The sequence below is a fragment of the Streptomyces sp. CB02261 genome (assembly GCF_001905665.1).
Taxonomy (GTDB): domain Bacteria; phylum Actinomycetota; class Actinomycetes; order Streptomycetales; family Streptomycetaceae; genus Streptomyces.
This window is the reverse complement of record NZ_LIVX01000005.1, coordinates 503,551-522,688: the sequence shown is the minus strand read 5'-3', so window position 1 is coordinate 522,688 and position 19,138 is coordinate 503,551. Positions and strand designations below refer to the sequence as shown.

Below are 19,138 nucleotides of genomic sequence, written 5' to 3'. Positions count from 1 at the left end.
GGCGGCTCTCGCGTGCCGAACTCGGGCTCGGTCTCGGGGCCGCGCGGGGTCGTGGCGGTGTCGGTGTCGGTGCTGCCTGGGTCCTCGGTCTTGGACGGCTCGCTCTCTCCCGCCGGAGCGTCGGCCGCGGTCTGCGCCACGTCCTCAATCGACGAGGGCGGGGCCGGGGGGGAACACTTCAAGCGTTTCGGGCGCGGGCAGGGACGGGACGGAGGCCAGGGGCCGGGTCTCGGTGAAGGCCGCGAACGGCGTGGAGGGCAGAGCGGTGGGGAAACGGCAAGGTGCGCTCCCGAAAGTACATGGGAGCAGCTCGTCGACGAGGAAGGCGTCTGGATCGGCTTCGACGACCTCGCCTACCAGCGGCTGGACCGGGCGACCGGGAAGGAACTGCGGCGCTACGACAGGCCTGACATGTCCGGAGGGGGCGGGAACCCCACCGCGTCGGGCGACGGCGCCCTGTGGTTGCGGAACAGCTTCGCCGACGACTCGAACGTCGTCGCCTACGACCGCCGGACGGGCGCCGTGGTGCGGAAGCTGCCCGCCGACGCCACCCCCGCGTTCGGCACGGGACGGGTGTACGTCGCCAACCGAGGGGGGTGGTAAAGGCCCTCGACACCACCGCCGGATACGCCACGCGCTGGACGTACACGAGCCCGCGCCAGGCGGCGACGGTACGCCTGGTCGCCGGGGGGCACGTGTACGTGGCCGACGGCTCCGGCGAGCTGGTGGTCCTGGAGGAGCAGACAGGGAAGAGGGTCTGGTCGTACCGGCTGTCCGCGGAGCCGCATCCGATGGAGAACGTCGTCGCGGAGAGCGACTGGCGGGGCTACCGTGTCGGGGCTCGGAACGGCGCAGGGGAGGGTGTTCGCGCCGGCGCAGGACGGATTTCTGATCGCGTTCGGCGACGCCTGACCTAGCGGTCGCGGCTGCGACGGGGTGCCCGGTGGCGGCCCGGCGCCCCGGCAGCATGTACGGGGGCTGGGCGTGCTCGGTCGACGGCAGGACAGGACTCCACTGAAGCTGGATAGCGCCCGACGCGGCGACGGAATCAGCACCGGGCGCCATGCCCGCTACCTGCGTCCCGACGCGGCGTTGTCTCATGCATGAGGTTGAAGGACGAGAATCCCAGCGCGGTCCGCCCAGAGGCAGCGTACGAGTTGCACGAGCAGGATCTGCCTTGTCCGCAGTGTGGAACGCCACTTCAGTCACACAGCGCCGGGCCCGGCGTCACAGGCCGGGGTATCAGAGAGCAGCTGTCCCGGCTTCGGGGCGTCATGCTCCCGGTGGCCGTACTCACCGCCATCGCCGCATCCGCGCTGAGGCTTGTTCACTGACACACCGGCCGTCCATCGCTCAGCCTCTGGGGACCGCGTCGGCTTCCGCCAGTCCTAACAGGCGGTGGCGTCTTTCAGTGTGTCCCTCATCTTCAGGACGGTGTCGAGCCCCGTGATCTCCAGGATCCGCTTCACCTGCGGTGTCGGGCCGGCCAGGCGCAGATCGGTTCTGCGATGGGTGGAGACCAACAGATTCAGGAAGGTCGAGTCCGCGAAGGTGACGCCGGAGACATCCAGAACCACCCTCTCGTACTTCTCGGCCGCGGTCTCCAGCGCTGCCGACAGCGGGGCGATGGTCTCCATGTCGTAGGCGCCGCTCGCGACGACCACCCATGTGCCGTGTGCTTCGTACTGCAGCACCGCGGGCCGGTCCAGGAACTCTCCAGCGGCCTGTTCGGCCGCCCCCTGCCCGCTTGTAGCGGCACCGGACTCGCGCCTGGTCATGACGGTCCCGTCCAGAGACATCGTCGGCCCCTTCCTGTGGTTCCCGCTCAGAATCATGCCACCTGTTGCACGAAAACTATGTCATGTATTGCTTCTCATGCAATGCCGGTCCCTAGAATGAGGTACATGACTGCAGTGCCCGAACCCCACAGAGGCTGGACGTTCCTCACCAACCACGCACGCGTACTCGCGGCCATCGCCGACGACCCCAGCGCCCGGGTCCGCGACATCGCCGCCCGCTGCCGGGTGACAGAGCGGGCCGTCCAACGGATCATCTCCGACCTCGAGCAGGGCGGATACCTCTCCCACACCCGCGACGGACGCAGCAACACGTACCGCATCGAGCCGGACAGGGTGCTGCGCCACCCGGCGGAGGCGGGCCTGCCCGTGGCCTCCCTCCTCTCCCTGCTCGTGCAGGACGAGGCACACCGCGCCCGCGGGACAGAAGCACAGCCACATCTGACCGGCGCCCCTCCCACCAGGTAGCGGAGTCCGGAAGCCGACGACGCTCCACCCCGCTCCAAGCGGACGCGCATCCTGCGACGCTCAAGCCCTTGGTGCCGCAGGATGCCAGCGCGGTGCGGGCAGTCGGCTCCCGGTGAGCCGTGCCCGGCTGCATTCTCATCGCCGACGGCTGCCGTCGGCGATGAGATCTGCGCATGCCCGCCAGTCCTACTCACGGAGCACAGCCCCTACGCCATTGATGCGGACGCGACCGACGACGTCCGTCGACTTCTGCGTTCAGGTGCACTCAGAGGGCAGGCCGAGGAGGGGATGGTGCGTACGCGCGCCATCCGCCGCGCGCTTCCAGCTGGGTAATCCGAACTGCGTTACAACGACTTCGAAAAGCACGACGTATCCACCTGAGGGCCACGGCCCACGGCCGTGACCCTCAGCGTTGCTTCCTCTTCTTGCGGACCGGGACCGCTCTGGTTGTTCAGTACGCCGACTACACGAGCGCGGGAGCCTTCGGTACGACCCAACCCGACGACCTACGCGGTCACAGCGCTAACTAAGGGACACGGACACATGTGCTGCCGCTCACCGGCTTGTGCTTGACGACCTTCCGAGTGAGCGGACCGTAGTCGCCATCCACGAGTGGTGCCGGCCTTCTGCTGTGCGCGTCTGAGCGCAGCTTCGGTCGCGCTTCCGAAGTCCTGGTCCACCACCAGCTTCTCTCCGTAACACATGGTGAGGGTTTCCTGCAGTGCGCCCACCGCAACGTTGTTCATGGCCCCCTGGGAGAGTGCGCAGTTGACGTTGCCGCTCGTCGTGCCGCAGTTGGGCACCCAGGCGCCGGCGTACGAAGCGCTCCAGTTGCATGTCGGGGTCGCCGCTGCGGCCGAGGTGGCGGAGGCGAGCGTTACCCGAGACCGCCGGTCACGGCCATGAGGGTCGTGAGCAGTGCGTTCACAGGCTTGCGCACAATGGACTCCCTTGTTGGGAATCTGCTGGCAGAACGTCATCGGTGCACATCACAGGACGTCCGCTCCGACGAGCGGTAACCCTGGTCTATACCTGGAGAGTTGGTCAATGCATATGACAAATTCGCGCCGCCGGGATTCAGCGTGCGGCGGGCTCGCCCTCCTCTACTGGCTGGACACCCATGGCGAGCTGGAAGAGCCCACTGACATCCTGTGCGGCGCTGGCAGCGAGGCCGGTGCGACGCCAGCTTGCGTCAGATGGATGAGCGGGACACGAATTCGGCTTTGACTTGCACCGCTCTGTGGACCTCACGGCCGTCCAGGCGTTCGGTGAGCAGTTTGGCGGCGGCTCGTGCGACCTCGGCCGCCGGGTAGCGGATCGTGGTCAGCCGGGGGCGCACCAAGGAGGCGAAGGATGCGTCGTCGTGACCGATCAGGGCAACATCTCGCGGGATATCGAAGCCCAGCTCGTGCGCCTTTTCCATGGCTCCGACTGCGATCACGTCATTGCCGCAGAAGACCGCGTCGGGCCGGTGGCGGCGGCTCATGAGTTCGGCGAATCCGGTAGCTCCGGCTTCTCTGGTGTGTTCGCCCCGGACGACCAATTCGTGGGGAAGCGCCATGCCCAGCTGGAGCGCCAGGCCTCTGAGCTGTTCCAGACGAGGATCGCCGCCCGTGGCGTCCCGGGGCCCCGCGATCATGGCTATGCGTCGCCTTTGCGCTGCCGCCACCTGTTCCAACGCGGAACGGGTGGCCGCGCGGGCATCGGGTGTCACTTGGTCGATCGGGCCGAAGGAGACATCGGCACTGACGACGACGGGCAGACCCGCTTCGACGAGGGGTTCGAAATCGCGTGGCTTGAGCCGGAAGGGGGTGATGATGACGCCCGCGAACCGCTGCTGCACGGCCTCCGCAAGGAGTGCCTGCTCCTCGTCCCGGCGTGCCCGCGTATTGCAGACGACTACGTGTAGTCCCCGCTCTCGCAGTTCCTCCTGCAGCGTGGCCGCGAGCTGCGCGTAGAAGGGGTTGGCGATGTCGGGAACGATTAGCGCCACCAGGCTGGACCTGCCCGTACGCAGGCTGCGTGCCGTGGTGTTGACGGTGAACGACAGCTCGGCGATGGCCGCCTCGACCGCGGCCCGGGTTTCGGGGGCGACCTGCCGTTTCCCGGAGAGCACGTAGGAGACCGTCGCGGACGACACTCCGGCCGCACGGGCGACATCCGCCATGGTGACCCGCTCGCGCACAGCACACGCTCCCTTCTGCGGTCACCCTATGCCACGGCTGGTGCCGCCGGGCAAGCGCTTGTACCTGAGCCTCGTGGGCGCCGGGTGCCAGTGCGGGTCCGCGTTTCTCGACGCCTATCGGGTGCCTCGTGCCCGAGCGTCGACCCGGCGCAGCCGTACCAGAGCGCTGGCGCAGTCGCCCGGAGGAAGACTTGGGAGCGGCAGACCGAACCCCGTCAGAGTCGCCCCAGACCACTCCCGCCCCGTGTCCTCGTCGCGGTACCGGCCTTCCTGCTCGAGTCCTCGCAACCGCAGCGGCGGGTGCGACGGTCCGAAGGCCGTGCGGGGCCGCCAGACCAGCACGACCGCGCGTTCGCCAGACGCGTCGAGGTACTGCACGGCTGTCAGCGGCCCGTCGCCTGGAGCCAGGAGGCGAAACTGCTTCCCCTGCTGCACTACGGGACGGATGTCCTTGTAGACCTGGACGAGTCGGCCGGCCTCGGTGAGATCGGCTTCGGTCCAGCAGCTCAGGTCCCCTCCGATGCCGAGCACGCCCGCCATCGCGCTGTGGAAGCGGAAGGACATCGGGACCACGCGGCCCGTCAGGGGGTTCGGGCTGTCGGTCACCCATGCGGACATGACACCGGCTGGATACATCTGGCTGAAGCCGTGCTGGATGGTGAGGCGATCGACCGCGTCGGTGTTGTCCGAGGTCCACACCTGGTCGGTGCGGGCGAGGATGGCGGGATCGACGCGTCCTCCGCCACCCGCGCAGGCTTCGATGCGCAGATGCGGGAAGTCCGCGCGCAGGCGGTCGAGGACGCGGTGGACGCCCCGGGCGTGTTCCACGTGGACGCGCCTGGCATCAGGGACGGGACCCGGCACGCCGGCTTCGCTGAAGGAGCGGTTGAAGTCCCATTTGAGGAAGTCGACCCCGTTCTCCGCGATGACCTGGCGCAGCCATGAGAGGGACCAACTGGTGACCTCAGGTCGGGAGAAGTCAAGTACCAGTTGGTTGCGTAGTTCGGTCGCAGTGCGATCGGGCAGGTGCAGGACCCAGTCGGGGTGCCGTCTGTAGAGGTCGCTGTCGGCGTTGACCATCTCCGGCTCCACCCACAGGCCGAAGGCCATGCCGAGGCGGTGCACCTCATCGGCGAGCGGGCGCAGTCCCTGGGGAAAGCGCCGGGGGTGGGGTGTCCAGTCGCCGAGGCCGGCCCGGTCGTCGTCGCGGCCGCGGAACCATCCGTCGTCGAGGACGAAGAGCTCGGCGCCGAGGGCGGCGGCACGTCCAGCGAGAGCGATCTGGTTCTCCTCGTCCACCGCGAACGTCGTCGCCTCCCAGGAGTTGTAGAGGACGGGCCGCAGTTCTTGCGGGTGGGACAGGATGTGGGTGCGCAGGTGGTGCTGGAAGGCGCGGGAGGCGCCCCCGAATCCGCGGTCGGTGTAGAGCGCCAGGCTGACCGCCGTGCAGTGGCTACTACCGGGGGCGAGGCGCAGTTCGGTGCCTTCGTGCCCCTCGCCGGCCACGATGCCGGTGCGGCCGGCCGCGGTGCGCTGGGCGGTGAGGCGCCAGCTGCCGCTCGCGGCGAGCGCGACGGTCCAGACCTCGCCGTGTTCCTCGCTCGCGTCGTCGGCGTCGAGGGTCGCCCAGGGGTTGGCGTGGTGGCCGGTGTGGCCGCGTCGGCTGCCCAGGACGGTCTCGCCCACCGGCAGCCCGGATCTGTCGAGGCGGCCTTCGCCGGACCAGCCTCCGTGGACGGAGCCGATCCGCCAGGTCGGGCGCTGCGGCATCGGCCAGTGCGCAGAGGCGTACCGCAGCAGCAGGATGTCTCCGTCGGCGGCGGTGCCGGTGTGGTGGAACTCAGTCCAGCGTTCCAGTACGTCACCGGCTACGGGAAGGCGGTAGTGGAGGTCCCAGGCCAGCGGCCGGGTGCGGTCCTGGAGGCGGACGATGACGTGGTCGTCCGCCTCCAGGACCACGTCCCGGACCATGGGTTCCACGGGGCTGGAGCCGTCGGCGAACCGTACTTCGAGGGCGGGTACTCCGAAGCGTGCTCCGCCGTCGACCGGGAACTCCTCCACCCCGTCCCAGCGCCCGGCGAAACTGTTGTCGTGCTCGGACCACACCGGCAGGGCGACCGCGTCGGCCTGGGGCAGGACGGCGCCCCAGTGAAGGTGCAACACGGATCCGGTGGCACGGTCCACCCGTAGGGCGTATGCACTGCGGGCGGTGCGCAGCAGGACGGTGCCGCTCGCCTCGTCGATCTGAGCCGACGGAGCGGGTGGGGTGTGCTTCGGCTTCATGGGGCGCTCCTCTCGCGTGTGTTCTCCGGCAGCGGCGGTCAGGCTGAGATGGTCGCGAGGTCCTCACGGACGACGACGCCGCCGGGCGGTACGGCCGCCCAGCCGTCGGTGATCGTGGCCCCGGCGAGCCCCGTCCCGGTGACGGCGACCTGCACCGTGTCCTGCGTGTGGTTGATCAGGAAGAGGTACGCGTGATCAGGCCCAGTGCGGCGCACCGCTTCGAGCCCGGGCGGGGCTTCGACGACGGGGGCGGCCCCGGCGTCTGCGCAGAGGGTACGAACCAGTTCGCGCAAGGCCGGTGCCGGCAGGCGGCAGGCCGTGTACCAGGCGGCGCCCTGGCCGTAGGTGTGCCGGGTGACGGCGGGGCCGTTGCGTGCCGGACCGCCGTCGGCGGTATCGGCGAAGCGCGTGACGGTGGTGCAGCCCCGGGGTTCGACGCGTTCCGTCCATTGGCGGACGTGGGAACCGTCGTCGAGCAGGGCGTGGTCCTCTGGGCGCAGCGGCAGGTACTCGTCGACGACGAGGCCGAGGAGCTCGCGCAGCGCCCCGGGGTGTCCGCCGAGGCGGACCCGGTCGTACACGTCGACGACGCCGCTGAAGCAGCCGACGGCAAGATGACCGCCTTGGTCGACGTAGCGGGTGAGGTTGTCGGCGTCGGAGTCGGAGAGCAGGTACAGGTTGGGGGCGACGACGGCGCGGTAACCGGTCAGGTCGGCGCCCGGCGGAACGAGGTCGCAGGTGACGTTCAGCGTCCACAGCGCTTCGTACCAGTCCCGGACCACGTCCAGGTAGCGCAGGTGTTCCGAGGGGCGGGCCTGGAGTTCCAGCGCCCACCAGGCGTGCCAGTCGAACAGCAGCGCCACGTCGCTGCGGACGCGGCTGTCGGTCACCTCGCTCAGGCGGGAGAGTTCGGCGCCGAGTGACTTGATCTCCTTCCAGACGCGGCCCTCGGTGCCGGCGTGCGGGAGCATCGCGGAGTGCCACTTCTCGGCGCCGGCGCGGGACTGACGCCACTGGAAGAACATCACTCCGTCCGCGCCGCGGGCGAGGTGGGTGAGGCTGTTGCGGCGGGCCTCGCCGGGCTGCTTGGCGACGTTGACCGGCTGCCAGTTGACGGCGGAGGTCGAGTGCTCCATGAGCATCCAGGGTTGGCCGCGGGCCATGCCGCGGGCGAGGTCGGCGTTGAGCGCGAGGTCGATGTGGCCGGCGGGGTCGTCGGCCGGAAGATAGTGGTCGACGGAGACCAGGTCGCACGCGGCGGCGAAGGCGTGCCCGTCGACCTTCTTCTCCAGGGTGCCCATCACGTTGGTCGTGAGCGGCAGATGGGGGGCGAGCCGGCGCAGGATGTCGGCCTCGGATTGGTGTCGGGCAAGCAGCGCGTCGGACGAGAAACGGCGGTAGTCGAGTTCCAGCCCGGGGTTGCGGAAGGCGGTGGTGTCCCGCGGCGGGTCGATCTCGGCCCAATCGCCGTAGCGCTGGCTCCAGAAATCGGTGCCCCACATGTCGTTGAGGGTGTCGAGTGTCTTGTACCGCTCCTGGAGCCAGGCGCGGAACGCCTCAGCGCTGGTCTCGCAGTAGCACAGGGCGTTGTGGTTGCCCCATTCGTTGTGGACGTGCCACATCACGAGGGCGGGGTGTCCTGCGTAGCGGGTCGCCATGGCCGTGACGAGGGCGTCGGCGGCTTCGGCGTAGGCGGGGCTGCTGGGGCAGAAGACCTGGCGGCTGCCGTGGGCGAGGCGTGTGCCGGAGGCGGTGACCGGGCGGGCTTCGGGGTGCTGCCGGGTGAACCACGGGGGCGGGGCGGCGGTGGCGGTGGCGAGGTCGACGGCGATGCCGTGCTCATACAGCAGGTCGAGCACCTCGTCCAGGAGGCTCCAGTCGTAGGTGCCGGAGCGCGGCTGGAGGCGGGACCAGGAGAAGACGCCGAGGGTGACAAGGTTGACACCCGCCTCCCGCATGAGACGTACGTCCTCCTGCCAGACCTCTCTGGGCCACTGTTCCGGGTTGTAGTCGCCGCCGTATGCGATTCCGCCCAGGGTGCGCGTCACGCCGGTGAGGTGGTGGCCCGGGGCGTCGGGGTGGTTCACGATTTCACGGCTCCAGCGGCGAGTCCCGCGCGCCAGTAGCGCTGCAGGAGGAGGAAGGTCAGCACGATGGGTACGACGGAGACCAGGGCGCCCACGATGGTCAGGGTCTGCAGTTCGGGCAGGCGGCTCGTCTGCGTCTGCCAGGTGAACAGGCCGAGGGTGACGGGGTAGAGGCGCTCGTCCTGGAGCATGATCAGGGGCAGCAGGAAGTTGTTCCAGATGACGACGAACTGGAACAGGAAGACAGTCACCAGAGCGGGTGCCATGAGGCGCAGGGCGATGGTGCGGAAGATGCGGAACTCGCCCGCGCCGTCCATACGAGCGGCTTCCATCACCTCGTCCGGGACGGAGGCGGCGGCGAAGACGCGGGAGAGGTACACGCCGAACGGGCTGACGACGCTCGGCAGGAACACCGCCCAGAAGGTGTTCGTGGCGTCGAGTTCGGCGAACATCAGGAACAGCGGCAGGGCCAGCGCGGTGGCCGGCATGAGGACGCCGCCCAGGACCACGGAGAAGACGGTGAAGGGCCCTACTACTACTCCTTCTCCAGCGGCACGAGCCCGAAGCTGCGCAGCAAGGCCAGCGCAGGCCAGGTCGAACAGCGTCTGGCCACGGACGAGAGCGCCTTCAACGCGGTCGTGTACGGAACCGTCGACAATGACGGGCCCGGATCGACCTCCCCGCCCCAGCGCACGGCATACACGGCTACTGCCCCCTCCTCCACCGATGTGCAGATCGCCCCGTTCGCCTCGATCTCCGCCAACGGCACCGCGCAATGGGCGCGGAACAACTGGAACGCCCGCCACGACTACCCCCAGGACTGCACCAACTACATCTCCAAGGCGCTGCACTTCGGCGGTGGCATGCGGATGAAGGGAGTGAACAAGGACAAGAAGAACGTCGACAACTGGTACCGGACGAAGCACATGTCCCCGCCTCACTCCGGTGGCGGCATGTACTACCTCTGGTCCCACACGTGGACCGTCGCCGACAACATGGAAAGGTTCCTGTCGAGGAACAGCAACGGGGCCGTGTACCAGGAATCGCACCAGCGGTACGCTGCGGTCGGTGACGTCGTCTTCTTCAACTGGGGCGGCAAGGGCGGCTGGGACCACGCTGGAGTCGTGACCAAGATGGCCGGAGGCAAGGCCTACGTCAGCGCCCACAACAACAACCGACTCAACCAGCGACTCGACGTCTATGTGCAGAGCCAGCGCGGCACGTGGGCCAACATCGTCCGAGTCAAGCCAAGGTGGTACTGATGCCGGAATCCACGCGCACCAAGTGGGTCGTCGCCGCGGCGCTCTCTGCCGCCCTCGCGGGAGCCGGGACCACCTGGTGGGTCCTGGGGGATGACGAGCCATACTCCCTGCTCGACTCGCCGAAGGTACAGGTGGACATCCAAGCGGCTCCGTCCTCCGACTCGAAAGCCCAGGAGGTCGCCGAAGAGGCCGAGCTCCTGATCAAGGCATACGTCCAGCGGCTGCGTATCGGCGACGACAAGGACCTGGCCGCCCTGGGCGCGCCGTGGTTCACGACCAAGCAGCAGGCGGCCAAGGCCCTCATCGACCAATACGGCGACAAGGCGGACAAGGCGGTCAAGGCGACAGTCGCCGACCCCGTCGTCCCCTACCTGGCGAGCGTCGAGCTCAAGTACGCCGACGGAACGACCCAGACCGTGCAGCTGTCCCACGCCGATGACGCGTGGTGGCTGCAACTGGGAAGCGGCGACCCGGTCCAGCCGTAGTCCTGCACGACCGAAACCGAGGCCCTTGCGGATCGACGAACGAGTCGACCGCAAGGGCCTCGGCCACATCCGACCTGATGGCGGACTATGCGAGCACGACCCGAGCCTGGTCGACTCCTTCCACCGGGCGGGCACCGCGCCGATCACCCCAACGCGCCAGGAGCGCATCGCCACCGATACACCTTCAGCAACGACCCCCAGCAGGGATGGGACCGTTGGGCCGTGCGGGACGACACCGGCAAGGTCATCGACATGTGCGACACCAAACGCTGACACGGCGCTGGGCGCACCTGGACCCTTCCTTCAACGGCCGAGGACCGGGAGCACGACCCCCGACTGCTCATCGGCGGGCGGGACCAGCTGCGCACCAAGTCGCCGGTGACGGCGCGCCGACGACGTCAGGGCACACCGACCGCGGACGATCAGACCGAGGAACGGCGGCACCTTAAGGCCAAGGCCCGACGTCGTGCAGACTCCCCCCGATACACGCAGCCGCCCGGCACACGCACGGCACCACGCGCCCCGACGCCGAACGGCCCGCACCGTCACCCGGTGCGGGCCGTTCATCCACCCAAGCGCCCGCCGGAAGGGGGGGTCGGCAGGCCCTGCATATCCAGAGCGGTCCCATGCGCTCACCACCCGCATGCCCCCGAAATCACGGCCCACACCCAGTAACGCGACCAGGCAGCCCGGACAGCCGGCCGGGGCTGGCGCAGCCGCCCGCAGAGGCGGGTTGTGGGTCAGCGGCGCATGTCGGCGTAGAGCCGTGCGGTCACACCCGGCTCTCCGGGGACGCGCCGTTCCCGCGATGTCCCGGAGGTCGCCCGGTACCGGCCGAGTTTCTCGACAGCTGCCTGCAAGGTCGCTTCGTCGGAGGCGGTGAGGTCCAGGACGATCAGGCCGGGCTCGCTCACGTGGGTCGGGTAAACCGGCTCCATGCCCGCAAGAACACCCTGGGGGTGAGTCGGGAGCATCACCCGGACCACCTCGAGCTCCGCGCGGCTTTGACCCGGCGGACGGTCCCGCGAGAGGACGATCGTGAGCGGTTGTACTCTGCCGGGTAGCCGAGCGGCCCGTGCTCGGCGAAGCGGTCCGCCGCGCGGCTGAAGTTGTGGGCCTCGGCCCCGTATTCGGGGGAGAAGGCGGGTTCGGCCAGGGCGAGCTCCCGGTAGATCTCGGCCAGGTTCCTGCACACGGCGACGACCCGTACGTTGACGGGATGCTCGACGCCGGCGTCATCGTCGTCGGCCAGCGCGTTGAATTCCACCCAGGCGCTGGCGTACTCCTGAACCGGCTTTGGCCGAGGCCGTGTGGAGATGCTCGGCGCGGGCCCGCTGATGCGCCTCGAACTGCGCCGAGCCGGGGAAGCGGGTCGCGTCCAGTCCCTCGGTGACCGGGCGAGGCGTGCCGGGGGTCTGTTCCGCGGCCCATGAGTCGAGGCTCTCGGTGAGCGCCGGGGCGGGCATGCCGCTGCGGTTGCGCCGGCCGTCGCGCGCCCAGTGCAGTACGGCCTCGTTCCAAGTCCGGCTGCCGGTGAATTCCTGGATCCGGGCCGGGGTCAGGCCCTGCTCCCCCTCTGCCACGACGGCTGCGCGAAGCCGGTCCTCCACCAGCGCCTGAAGTGTGGTCGCTTGTGTGATCAGGTCCCCGGGCCTGGGGGCGACCGCGACCCGGACCAGGGCGGCGGCCCGTTCGGCGAGCATCCGGGCCCGCGAGGAGAGTTCCAGCCGGGCTCGTCGCGCGGCGAGATGACATCGAGAATCTCGGTCGTACCGGAAACGCCAGGTCCGGGCCGGCGGAGCTGTCAGCCGATTCGGCACTCCTGCCGGCCTCGAGGCCGGGTACAGGCTCTCGGTCGCTCTGCTGTTCGAGGCGCTCCGGTCCCCGGCCGCTTCCATTTGCGCTCAAGGGATGACCGGGAACTGTCCTTTGATCGTTGCTCGCAGAAGGCATACCCGGTCACCGGGTACGCCTTCGGGGTGTGCGGGGTTCATCCGGGCTCAGGAGATGCTGTTGTACGGCCCGCCGTCGAAGGTGAGGGCTGCGAGCTGCGGGCCGCGCAGCGGGACCTTCCAATCGCCTGTGCCGCGGTAGAGGTACTCGCCCTGAGTGCCGACGCCGAGGACGTCGGGGCGGCCGTCCCGGTTGGCGTCGCCGAGGCCGACGAGGTGTTGGTACGCGTTCCAGCCGCCGCCCACCCTCGTGCGGGGCGCGAACGTCCCGTCCCCCTGGCCCAGGTGCTGCCACAGGACGCCGGCCCTGTCCCGGGCGAAGAGGTCGCCGGCCGCTCCGCGGGCGACGTTGCCCACGGCGACCAGCTGGTTGTAGACGCCCCAGCCTGGTCCGATCTTCTTGCGGGCGGCGAACGGGGTCGTGGCAGATCCCGTGCTCTTGTGCAGCCAGAGGTCGCCGGCCTTGTCGATGGCCACGAGGTCGGCGCGTCCGTCGCCGGTCACGTCGCTGCCGCCCGCGATCTGCTTGTACACCTGCCAGCCGCCGCCCACACGGACACGGGCGGTGTATCTCCCGCGTCCGTCGCCCTGGTGCAGTCAGAGGACACCGGCCTTGTGCCGGGAAACGAGGTCGGCGACCGCCGAGCCCGCGATGTTCCCGGTGACCTCGATCTGGTCGTAGACCTGCCAGCCCGGTCCGATCAGCCGATGCAGGCGAGCGTGGAGCTGCGTGTCGTACGCGGTGTCGGCACGCCACAACTGACCGGAGCCGTCCCGGAGGAAGACGTCGGGGGCGCCGTCGTCGTCGAAGTCACGCGGCGCGGTCTTGCGGACCACGGTGAACGATCCGGTCACGGTGAGCGCCGGACCGATGTAGTTGGACGGTACGACGGTCAGCTCCCAGGTGTAGTCGCCGTTGTGCCCGCCCTGCCAGTCGAACGTCGTCCGCGCGATGCCCGGGTCGTCGTAGAACTTGTAGTCCGCCCCGGTCCTGGTGTGCCGGATACGGAGCATCGTGTCGGCGGGCGGCCGGGACAGGTTCCAGGTGAACTTCGCCGTCCCGCCGTTCTTGTCGAGGTCGACAATGGCGGGGACATCGGTGCCCGTGACCTGTATCGCGGTGGGCTCGCCGGTGCTCGCCACCAGCGTGACGGCCGGGGCATCGTCGCCCGTCGCCGTGACCTTGTACATGCCCTCGCCCTGGGCGACGCTGCCACCCCGCAGGGTACAGGCTGCCGTCACCGGCCATGGCGGCCGAGGTCATGTGGTCAAGCAGCTTCTTCGTCGTCTTCGTCGCCGGGTTGTACGCGGCGACGTCGGCCAGCGTGGAGGCGACATTGGTGCTGTCGAAGACGCCCGTGGTGGCGTAGACGACCCAGCCGCCGACGAGACGGACCAGGAACTCGCCATGCACCGCCCCGCTGACAGGGACCTCTTGGACGGTGCCCGTGGCCCTGTCCAGGAGGAAGATCTCCGGGTGCGTGTCGGCGTCGCCCTTGGACCAGGCGACGTGGGTCTCGGAGACGGCGCTGATCGTGGCCCCCGCCGGGACGTCGTAGCTCTTCCCGATCGTGTCGGTGGCGAGATCGAGCAGAGCCCACTTCCGCACGTTGTCCACGGTGAACTGGACCAGGGCATCGTCAATCGACGGCGAAGAGCGACACCCAGAATGGGCCCTTGAATCGCCGAACTCGGCATGCCTGGTATGGATCGACCTGCGACCAGCCGGGAGGCCCGCACGTGGCCTCTCGTGGCCTTCTGAGCTCTTGGGCAGGTCGTCGGTTACGGAAAACGGGTGCCTTTCGCTCGGCTGTGACGGAGCGCTTTAGTTGGGCCCCGCTCGTTGTACTTGGCCCGGCTGAGCGGGACGGTCGGCCCGGGCCGACCGCGGGTGGGGCCCCGCCAATCTGTTCGGCTGCTGCGTCATGGGTTTCTCGTTACTCCACGGCGCGGCCGATGAGTTTGTGGCTCCCGGCCAGTCCAAGCTCGTGACACCACAGGAAAGGACACCGCCATGTCAGAGCTTCTCGTTGACTTCATCACCTCCCTCGACGGCTACGCATCGGGAGAGGGATGGCCCGGGTTCTGGGGCCTTGAGGGACCGGAGTACCTCGCATGGCTCGGCGAGCAGCCCGACGCCACCTACCTGATGGGAGCGAACACCTACCGCCTTATGTCGGGCTTCGCTGAAGGCCAGGTCCCCCATGGGCAAGACGAGTTCAGGCCCGAAGAAGAGGCCTCCGTCGACGAGCTCACGCAAGCGTCCAAAGTGGTCTTCTCCTCCTCGCTCGAGGAACCACTGACGTGGGCCAACTCCACGCTCGTCCGCGATGACGCCGTCGAGGCGGTCCGCGCCATGAAGTCGAATGGCTCGGGACTCCTCAGCACGATCGGCAGCCTCAGCCTGAGCCGGTCCCTGCTACGAGCCGGACTCGTCGACCGCTTCCGGGTCGTAATGTTCCCGGTGATCACCGGGAGCACGGGCGAAGAACGCATCTACGACGGCTATCCAGACGTTGCCCTCGAGATGATCGAGCACCGCACCTTCGACGGCCGTATCCAGCTGGTCGAATACAAGCCCCGCGTGCTCGATCATCCGCCACTCGGCGTCCCTGCGTGAAATCCCCCCGTCCGCCGGTCTGGACAGCCGCCAGGCCGACGCCGTCGGGTGCGGAGCAAGACCTAGTCGGGGGCCAGCCGACGTCAGGGCGCCGAGCCGTCGCTGGTCAGCCCACGTAGGCCTCCCAGACCGCAGCCTCCCCCAAGGTCAACCTTCCGGCTGAGGATTCGCCGCTCGACGCTTACCTGGGCAGAGCCTCGCGGCCTGAGCGCTCCACATGGCCGATGGGGCCAACTGAAGCGCTAAGGGTCCGGGCACGATGGCTGGAAGCGGGGAGACACCGTCGGCTGAAGCGAGCGTCGTGGTTCACGATGGCGCCACGAGCGAGGACTGGCGCCGCGTGATTGAGGCCCGCTGGGTTGGTGGCGGCGTGGCCGAGCTGGCCCGGCAGGACGCCAAAGGCGATCTGGTCCAGCCGGCCTGGACGGGCAGCGGCTCGATCGCCCGGACGGCCGGGCGGCTTTATACGTCGTCGGATGGGAGCGGCGGCTCGGGCGCTTGTACGGCAACCGTCGTCGGGTTCCGCACCGTGATCACTGCCGCGCATGAGGACACTGACCGAGGGAGCACCTGCACGGGCTGCTGCCTGGGATCAGAACCTCCTTTTTCCGTACCGGGGCATGCGGGTGGCGCGGGCCTCACGGTGCCTTCACCGTACGCCCAGTACGGATGGCTGAGGACTAGCAGGCGGATGGACGAGAGGACGTCTCCTTGCAGATCGCCCGCGCTGTAGAGGACAAGCGACGACCGGAGCGCGGCCGTTTCCGGTACTCCCTAGCGCTCGGCTCCTGATGGATGATCACATGGTCTTCACGCAGCTTCGGCGGCACAACCACCTACAACGAGAGTGAGTTCCCCCATGGCAGTGGGACGAAGAGTGTTCCTCGGCGCCTTCACCGCAGGCGCGGTCACCGTCGCCGCAGGCTCGGAAGCCGCGGCCGCAGACAGCGAGTACACCCTGTACACCTCGCCGGCCCAGTTCTATGGGGCGTCGACGACGGCGCACACCGTCACCATCAACCACAAGGCTCCCTCGGGGGACACCGCGGCGCTGAACGTCACATCCGACAACCCGGCCACCTCGGCCATGTACCTGACCGGCGTGGAGACCTCGCGCGGCACACTGAAGATCTCACACAAGGGATACGCCGACGGCTCGGACCCCGGGGCCTCCGGTCTCTCGATCGACCTCAAAACCGCCGGGACCGCCGCTCAGGGCATCTTCGTCACCGCGACCGACGGTCCGACCAAGGGTGCCCTGATCGTCCTGCGGAACAACCCGGGGGTCGAGGACTTCGTCGTCAAGGGCACCGGCCGGACCGGCATCGGCGTAGCCCGCGGCGCCACGCCCCAGTCCCAGCTCCACGTGGTCGCGGCGGCCGACGCTCCCTCCGCCATCTTCGCCGAGGGGTCGGTGCGGCTCGCCAACGTCCCCGCCGCACCGACCAACGCGCCCGCCGCAGCCGGCGGCGGTTCCCTCTTCGCTCAGGACGGCAAGCTGTTCTGGAAGGGCGGCAACGGCACCGTCACCGAAGTCGCGTCGGCGTAAAGGGAGGACCAGGGTGCAACTGACCCCGGAAGAGCTGATCTCGGAGTTCCACGATGCTGTCATGGAGCTGTACTTCGCCCGTAAGCGCATTGCGCGTCTGGAGGCGGAGAATGCCGAGTTGAAGGCCCGGTTGGAAGCGGCGGAGGCGAAGTCCGGCCCGGACCCCGCCGCCTGAGCGGGACGGCCGGGGAGCCGTACGCAACTGAGGAGGGCCTCCGCCGCTACGGCGGAGGCCCTCCTCAGTTGCGTACGGCCGTAATGCCGGAACCGACGCCGCTCGCCGAGCCAGGCCCCTCTTGCCGTCAACTCCGTTCCGGGCACGCCTACGGGGTCCAGAAGGGACGTGCTACCTGCCGCCCAGGTGAAGGGCCTGCTGGCGCCTCGCTCCTGCGCAAGCACGGTGTGGTTGCAGTAACCCTTCGGTAGCAGCGGCTGACCCAAAGATCCTGTTCCGCCGGTGGCAGCGGATCGGCGCCTGGCAGCGGATACTCACGCGGCTCCAGTCCCTGGCCGACGCGAAAGGTGTGCCGTCTGCGAGTTGAGCGTCGACTCCACGGTCTGTCGGGCCCACCAGCACGCGGCCGGATCCCGCAAGCAGGGCGCCCTGCAGAAGCGACTCGCCTCAGTTCCACGTCGTGCTGGACAAGGCTGGTGTGCGGTGGGAATGCCGGATCTCCCTCCCTTTGATGATCCCGACACCGCACTGGAACCGACCTGGGTCTGGGGTTCAGTGCGAGTCGTCCGCAGTGTGAGATGACCTTCCTGGCGGCAGCCGGGTTCTGCCAGCATGCCCGTATGCAGCAGCAGCTGATTATCAGCGGCAGCGTGCCGGCACCGAGCCCGCAGGAGTAACCCTCCCCGGTTCACCGCCCGCACGCAGACCTCTCGCGCCTCGCGAGAGGTCTTTCTGTTTTCCGGCCCCACGACGGCCCTCCGCAGACAGGACCCCCACCCCATGGAACACGCCCGGCTCACCGTCACACTTCGCCCCGGCCACGGCACGCTCGCGCGTCTTGCCGCCACCCTCAACAACCACCGCGTTCTCGACCTCGCTTACACGATCTCCTCACCGGGCTCGGCCTCGGCCGTCGTACGCGTGCCGCTGTCCGACGCCCCGCGCGCACGACACAAGCTGTGCAGGCTCGTCGACGTGATCGACGTGTCGCTGGATCCCGCTTCGGCCGGCCCCGTCGAGGGCCCGAGGCTTCCCACCAGCCGCCACACCGCCACTGGTGCAGCCAGGCCGTGAACGGTTCGGCCGCTACCTGAGCACCGTCGTCCCTCCCGCATTGACGCCACGGTGGCCCGATCCCTGGACCGCGCGCCCTACGCTCCAGGGGGGGGCGCGGCTGGGGAGTGCGAGAGCCTCCGCCCGGTGCCGAGCCGCTGCGACTGGTGAGCCGTCGGTTCATCTGTCGGCAGTGGCTGTGGTCGACCCCTCGACCCATGGCCAGCAGGTGCGGAGGTTTGGCGCTCCGCCCGTACTCGACGGTGAGCAGCTCCCTCAGTGGCTTGGGTCGCACCTCGGCCGTCGTCAGCCATCCGGCGCGCCCCGACTTCCCACTCTAGTCAAGTTTGACTAGAGTGGACGAATGAGCGAGAAGACCATTCCGATCCTGCCCTGCAGGACCATCCAGCCCGTTCTCGACTTCTACACCGCTCTCGGATTCGAAGTGACGTTCCAGCAGCGGAGCCCCAACCCCTATGCGGTTGTCGCACGAGGCGGCATCGAGCTCCACTTCTTCGGGACGAGGCAGTACGAGCCGGCCGAGTCGGTCAGCACGTGCTACGTCGTGACCGACGACGTGGACAGGCTGTACGACGCCTTCCGAGCCGGCCTCAAGGCCACCTTCGGAAGGATCCCCACGCGCGGCCTCCCCCGTATCGGGGCGCTCAAGGACACCTCGCACGGCATGCGGCAGTTCCTCATGACCGACCCCGGCGGCAACTGCATCCGAATCGGGCAGCAGACGAGCGAGGACCCACACCACCGCCCCGCCCCCAAGGAGACCTTCGCCAAGGCCCTTCACATGGCGAGCCTCTTCGCGGACTCGAAGGACGACCCGACAGGAGCCGCGAAGATCATCGACCGTGCGCTCCGCCTCGAGGACGAGCGGCCCACGCGCGTGGAACTGTTCCGCCTCCTGGTGCTGCGAGCGGACATCTCCGAGCGCCTCGGTGACAGGACAGCCGCGACCACGGCCCTCGACCGAGCCGCCGCGCTTCACCTCACTCGGGAGGAGCGGGAATCGGTGCACGACGACGCCGAGCGCCTCGAAGACCTCCGAGACCAGGGATTGTGAGGAATACGCGAGGTCGACGACCCTCGTTCCGCTAGGGGCGACTTCGGCACTCTCGGTGGGCGGTTGAGCGCCCCCCCTGGCCGCCTCGTCTCCATGCGGCGCGCGCCTGACGTCCGCGGTCATGGCGTGGCGGGCAGCCGCGAGACCG

The 19,138-nt window shown here is 68.9% G+C and carries 19 protein-coding genes and 1 pseudogene; 10 read left to right on the top strand and 10 right to left on the bottom strand.

Annotated features, from left to right (window positions below):
• Nucleotides 1-411 precede the first annotated feature (411 nt).
• Both AMK29_RS36455 and AMK29_RS37945 read left to right on the top strand, forming a co-directional pair.
• Nucleotides 412-603, top strand: a complete 192-nt coding sequence (locus AMK29_RS36455; protein ID WP_158071334.1) for a hypothetical protein — start codon at nucleotides 412-414, stop codon at nucleotides 601-603.
• A complete protein-coding gene (locus AMK29_RS37945) occupies nucleotides 597-917 on the top strand; it encodes an outer membrane protein assembly factor BamB family protein (protein ID WP_158071333.1) in 321 nt (106 codons plus the stop codon). Before AMK29_RS36455 ends, AMK29_RS37945 begins: the two co-directional genes overlap by 7 nt.
• Nucleotides 918-1,388: 471 nt before the next feature.
• Here the strand turns inward: AMK29_RS37945 and AMK29_RS19870 are convergent, their stop codons facing one another.
• Nucleotides 1,389-1,778, bottom strand: coding sequence for an STAS domain-containing protein (locus AMK29_RS19870; RefSeq protein ID WP_079197004.1), 390 nt, complete (start codon nucleotides 1,776-1,778; stop codon nucleotides 1,389-1,391).
• A 126-nt stretch (nucleotides 1,779-1,904) separates the two neighbouring features.
• On the opposite strand from AMK29_RS19870, the gene AMK29_RS19865 reads away from it, so the two are divergent.
• Nucleotides 1,905-2,264 (top strand): helix-turn-helix transcriptional regulator, encoded by a 360-nt coding sequence (locus AMK29_RS19865; RefSeq protein ID WP_073814600.1) that lies wholly within the window; start codon nucleotides 1,905-1,907, stop codon nucleotides 2,262-2,264.
• Between the two features lie 1,192 nt (nucleotides 2,265-3,456).
• Here the strand turns inward: AMK29_RS19865 and AMK29_RS19860 are convergent.
• From AMK29_RS19860 to AMK29_RS19845, 4 genes and pseudogenes are all read right to left on the bottom strand, one after another.
• A complete protein-coding gene (locus AMK29_RS19860; protein WP_241845528.1) occupies nucleotides 3,457-4,449 on the bottom strand; it encodes a LacI family DNA-binding transcriptional regulator in 993 nt (330 codons plus the stop codon).
• A gap of 114 nt (nucleotides 4,450-4,563) precedes the next feature.
• Nucleotides 4,564-6,732, bottom strand: coding sequence for an alpha-galactosidase (locus tag AMK29_RS19855; RefSeq protein ID WP_073814598.1), 2,169 nt, complete (start codon nucleotides 6,730-6,732; stop codon nucleotides 4,564-4,566).
• A 38-nt stretch (nucleotides 6,733-6,770) separates the two neighbouring features.
• On the bottom strand, nucleotides 6,771-8,819 hold the full coding sequence (locus tag AMK29_RS19850; protein WP_241845527.1) for a beta-galactosidase: 2,049 nt from the start codon (nucleotides 8,817-8,819) through the stop codon (nucleotides 6,771-6,773).
• A pseudogene (locus AMK29_RS19845) lies at nucleotides 8,816-9,412 on the bottom strand (carbohydrate ABC transporter permease); the annotation flags it as partial. The gene AMK29_RS19850 and the pseudogene AMK29_RS19845, both read right to left, overlap by 4 nt.
• A 45-nt stretch (nucleotides 9,413-9,457) precedes the next feature.
• On the opposite strand from AMK29_RS19845, the gene AMK29_RS19840 reads away from it, so the two are divergent.
• Together AMK29_RS19840 and AMK29_RS19835 are read left to right on the top strand one after the other, a co-directional pair.
• Nucleotides 9,458-10,081, top strand: a complete 624-nt coding sequence (locus AMK29_RS19840) for an amidase domain-containing protein (RefSeq protein WP_241845525.1) — start codon at nucleotides 9,458-9,460, stop codon at nucleotides 10,079-10,081.
• Nucleotides 10,081-10,566: a hypothetical protein gene (locus AMK29_RS19835; RefSeq protein ID WP_073814594.1), complete on the top strand. Its 486-nt coding sequence runs from the start codon at nucleotides 10,081-10,083 to the stop codon at nucleotides 10,564-10,566. The genes AMK29_RS19840 and AMK29_RS19835 overlap by 1 nt, the downstream gene beginning before the upstream one ends.
• A 740-nt stretch (nucleotides 10,567-11,306) precedes the next feature.
• On the opposite strand, the gene AMK29_RS19830 is transcribed toward AMK29_RS19835, so the two are convergent.
• The 5 genes from AMK29_RS19830 to AMK29_RS19810 form a co-directional block, all read right to left on the bottom strand.
• Nucleotides 11,307-11,504 (bottom strand): DUF6207 family protein, encoded by a 198-nt coding sequence (locus AMK29_RS19830; protein ID WP_073814838.1) that lies wholly within the window; start codon nucleotides 11,502-11,504, stop codon nucleotides 11,307-11,309.
• 35 nt (nucleotides 11,505-11,539) lie between these two features.
• Entirely contained in the window at nucleotides 11,540-11,833 is a 294-nt protein-coding gene (locus tag AMK29_RS19825) for a hypothetical protein (RefSeq protein WP_073814592.1), read from the bottom strand.
• Nucleotides 11,802-12,269, bottom strand: a complete 468-nt coding sequence (locus tag AMK29_RS19820) for a hypothetical protein (RefSeq protein ID WP_073814590.1) — start codon at nucleotides 12,267-12,269, stop codon at nucleotides 11,802-11,804. The genes AMK29_RS19825 and AMK29_RS19820 overlap by 32 nt, the downstream gene beginning before the upstream one ends.
• Nucleotides 12,270-12,566: 297 nt before the next feature.
• Nucleotides 12,567-13,052 carry an FG-GAP repeat domain-containing protein gene (locus AMK29_RS19815; protein ID WP_143202921.1) on the bottom strand — a complete coding sequence of 162 codons (486 nt, stop codon included), beginning with the start codon at nucleotides 13,050-13,052 and terminating at the stop codon, nucleotides 12,567-12,569.
• A 63-nt stretch (nucleotides 13,053-13,115) separates the two neighbouring features.
• Nucleotides 13,116-13,709: a hypothetical protein gene (locus AMK29_RS19810; protein ID WP_143202920.1), complete on the bottom strand. Its 594-nt coding sequence runs from the start codon at nucleotides 13,707-13,709 to the stop codon at nucleotides 13,116-13,118.
• Nucleotides 13,710-14,532: 823 nt separating this feature from the next.
• Between AMK29_RS19810 and AMK29_RS19805 the strand changes: the two genes are divergently transcribed.
• From AMK29_RS19805 to AMK29_RS19785, 5 genes are all read left to right on the top strand, one after another.
• Nucleotides 14,533-15,138, top strand: coding sequence for a dihydrofolate reductase family protein (locus AMK29_RS19805; protein ID WP_073814584.1), 606 nt, complete (start codon nucleotides 14,533-14,535; stop codon nucleotides 15,136-15,138).
• Nucleotides 15,139-15,997: 859 nt separating this feature from the next.
• Nucleotides 15,998-16,687 (top strand): hyaluronoglucosaminidase, encoded by a 690-nt coding sequence (locus AMK29_RS19800; RefSeq protein WP_073814582.1) that lies wholly within the window; start codon nucleotides 15,998-16,000, stop codon nucleotides 16,685-16,687.
• A 13-nt stretch (nucleotides 16,688-16,700) separates the two neighbouring features.
• On the top strand, nucleotides 16,701-16,862 hold the full coding sequence (locus AMK29_RS36750) for a hypothetical protein (RefSeq protein WP_198942282.1): 162 nt from the start codon (nucleotides 16,701-16,703) through the stop codon (nucleotides 16,860-16,862).
• Nucleotides 16,863-17,642: 780 nt separating this feature from the next.
• Complete coding sequence (locus tag AMK29_RS19790; protein ID WP_073814580.1) at nucleotides 17,643-17,936, top strand: hypothetical protein; 294 nt, start codon at nucleotides 17,643-17,645, stop codon at nucleotides 17,934-17,936.
• A gap of 343 nt (nucleotides 17,937-18,279) precedes the next feature.
• On the top strand, nucleotides 18,280-18,990 hold the full coding sequence (locus AMK29_RS19785) for a bleomycin resistance protein (RefSeq protein ID WP_073814578.1): 711 nt from the start codon (nucleotides 18,280-18,282) through the stop codon (nucleotides 18,988-18,990).
• The last annotated feature ends 148 nt before the right edge of the window (nucleotides 18,991-19,138 follow it).

Bases quoted from the DNA above. Each gene is read 5' to 3' on its own strand.
- AMK29_RS19820 (WP_073814590.1), bottom strand. From the start codon at position 12,269: ATGCTCGCCGAACGGGCCGCCGCCCTGGTCCGGGTCGCGGTCGCCCCC.
- AMK29_RS19830 (WP_073814838.1), bottom strand. From the start codon at position 11,504: ATGGAGCCGGTTTACCCGACCCACGTGAGCGAGCCCGGCCTGATCGTC.
- AMK29_RS19855 (WP_073814598.1), bottom strand. From the start codon at position 6,732: ATGAAGCCGAAGCACACCCCACCCGCTCCGTCGGCTCAGATCGACGAG.
- AMK29_RS19805 (WP_073814584.1), top strand. From the start codon at position 14,533: ATGTCAGAGCTTCTCGTTGACTTCATCACCTCCCTCGACGGCTACGCA.
- AMK29_RS19865 (WP_073814600.1), top strand. From the start codon at position 1,905: ATGACTGCAGTGCCCGAACCCCACAGAGGCTGGACGTTCCTCACCAAC.
- AMK29_RS19790 (WP_073814580.1), top strand. From the start codon at position 17,643: ATGGAACACGCCCGGCTCACCGTCACACTTCGCCCCGGCCACGGCACG.
- AMK29_RS19800 (WP_073814582.1), top strand. From the start codon at position 15,998: ATGGCAGTGGGACGAAGAGTGTTCCTCGGCGCCTTCACCGCAGGCGCG.
- AMK29_RS19870 (WP_079197004.1), bottom strand. From the start codon at position 1,778: ATGACCAGGCGCGAGTCCGGTGCCGCTACAAGCGGGCAGGGGGCGGCC.
- AMK29_RS19810 (WP_143202920.1), bottom strand. From the start codon at position 13,709: ATGTACAAGGTCACGGCGACGGGCGACGATGCCCCGGCCGTCACGCTG.
- AMK29_RS19785 (WP_073814578.1), top strand. From the start codon at position 18,280: ATGAGCGAGAAGACCATTCCGATCCTGCCCTGCAGGACCATCCAGCCC.
- AMK29_RS36455 (WP_158071334.1), top strand. From the start codon at position 412: ATGTCCGGAGGGGGCGGGAACCCCACCGCGTCGGGCGACGGCGCCCTG.
- AMK29_RS19835 (WP_073814594.1), top strand. From the start codon at position 10,081: ATGCCGGAATCCACGCGCACCAAGTGGGTCGTCGCCGCGGCGCTCTCT.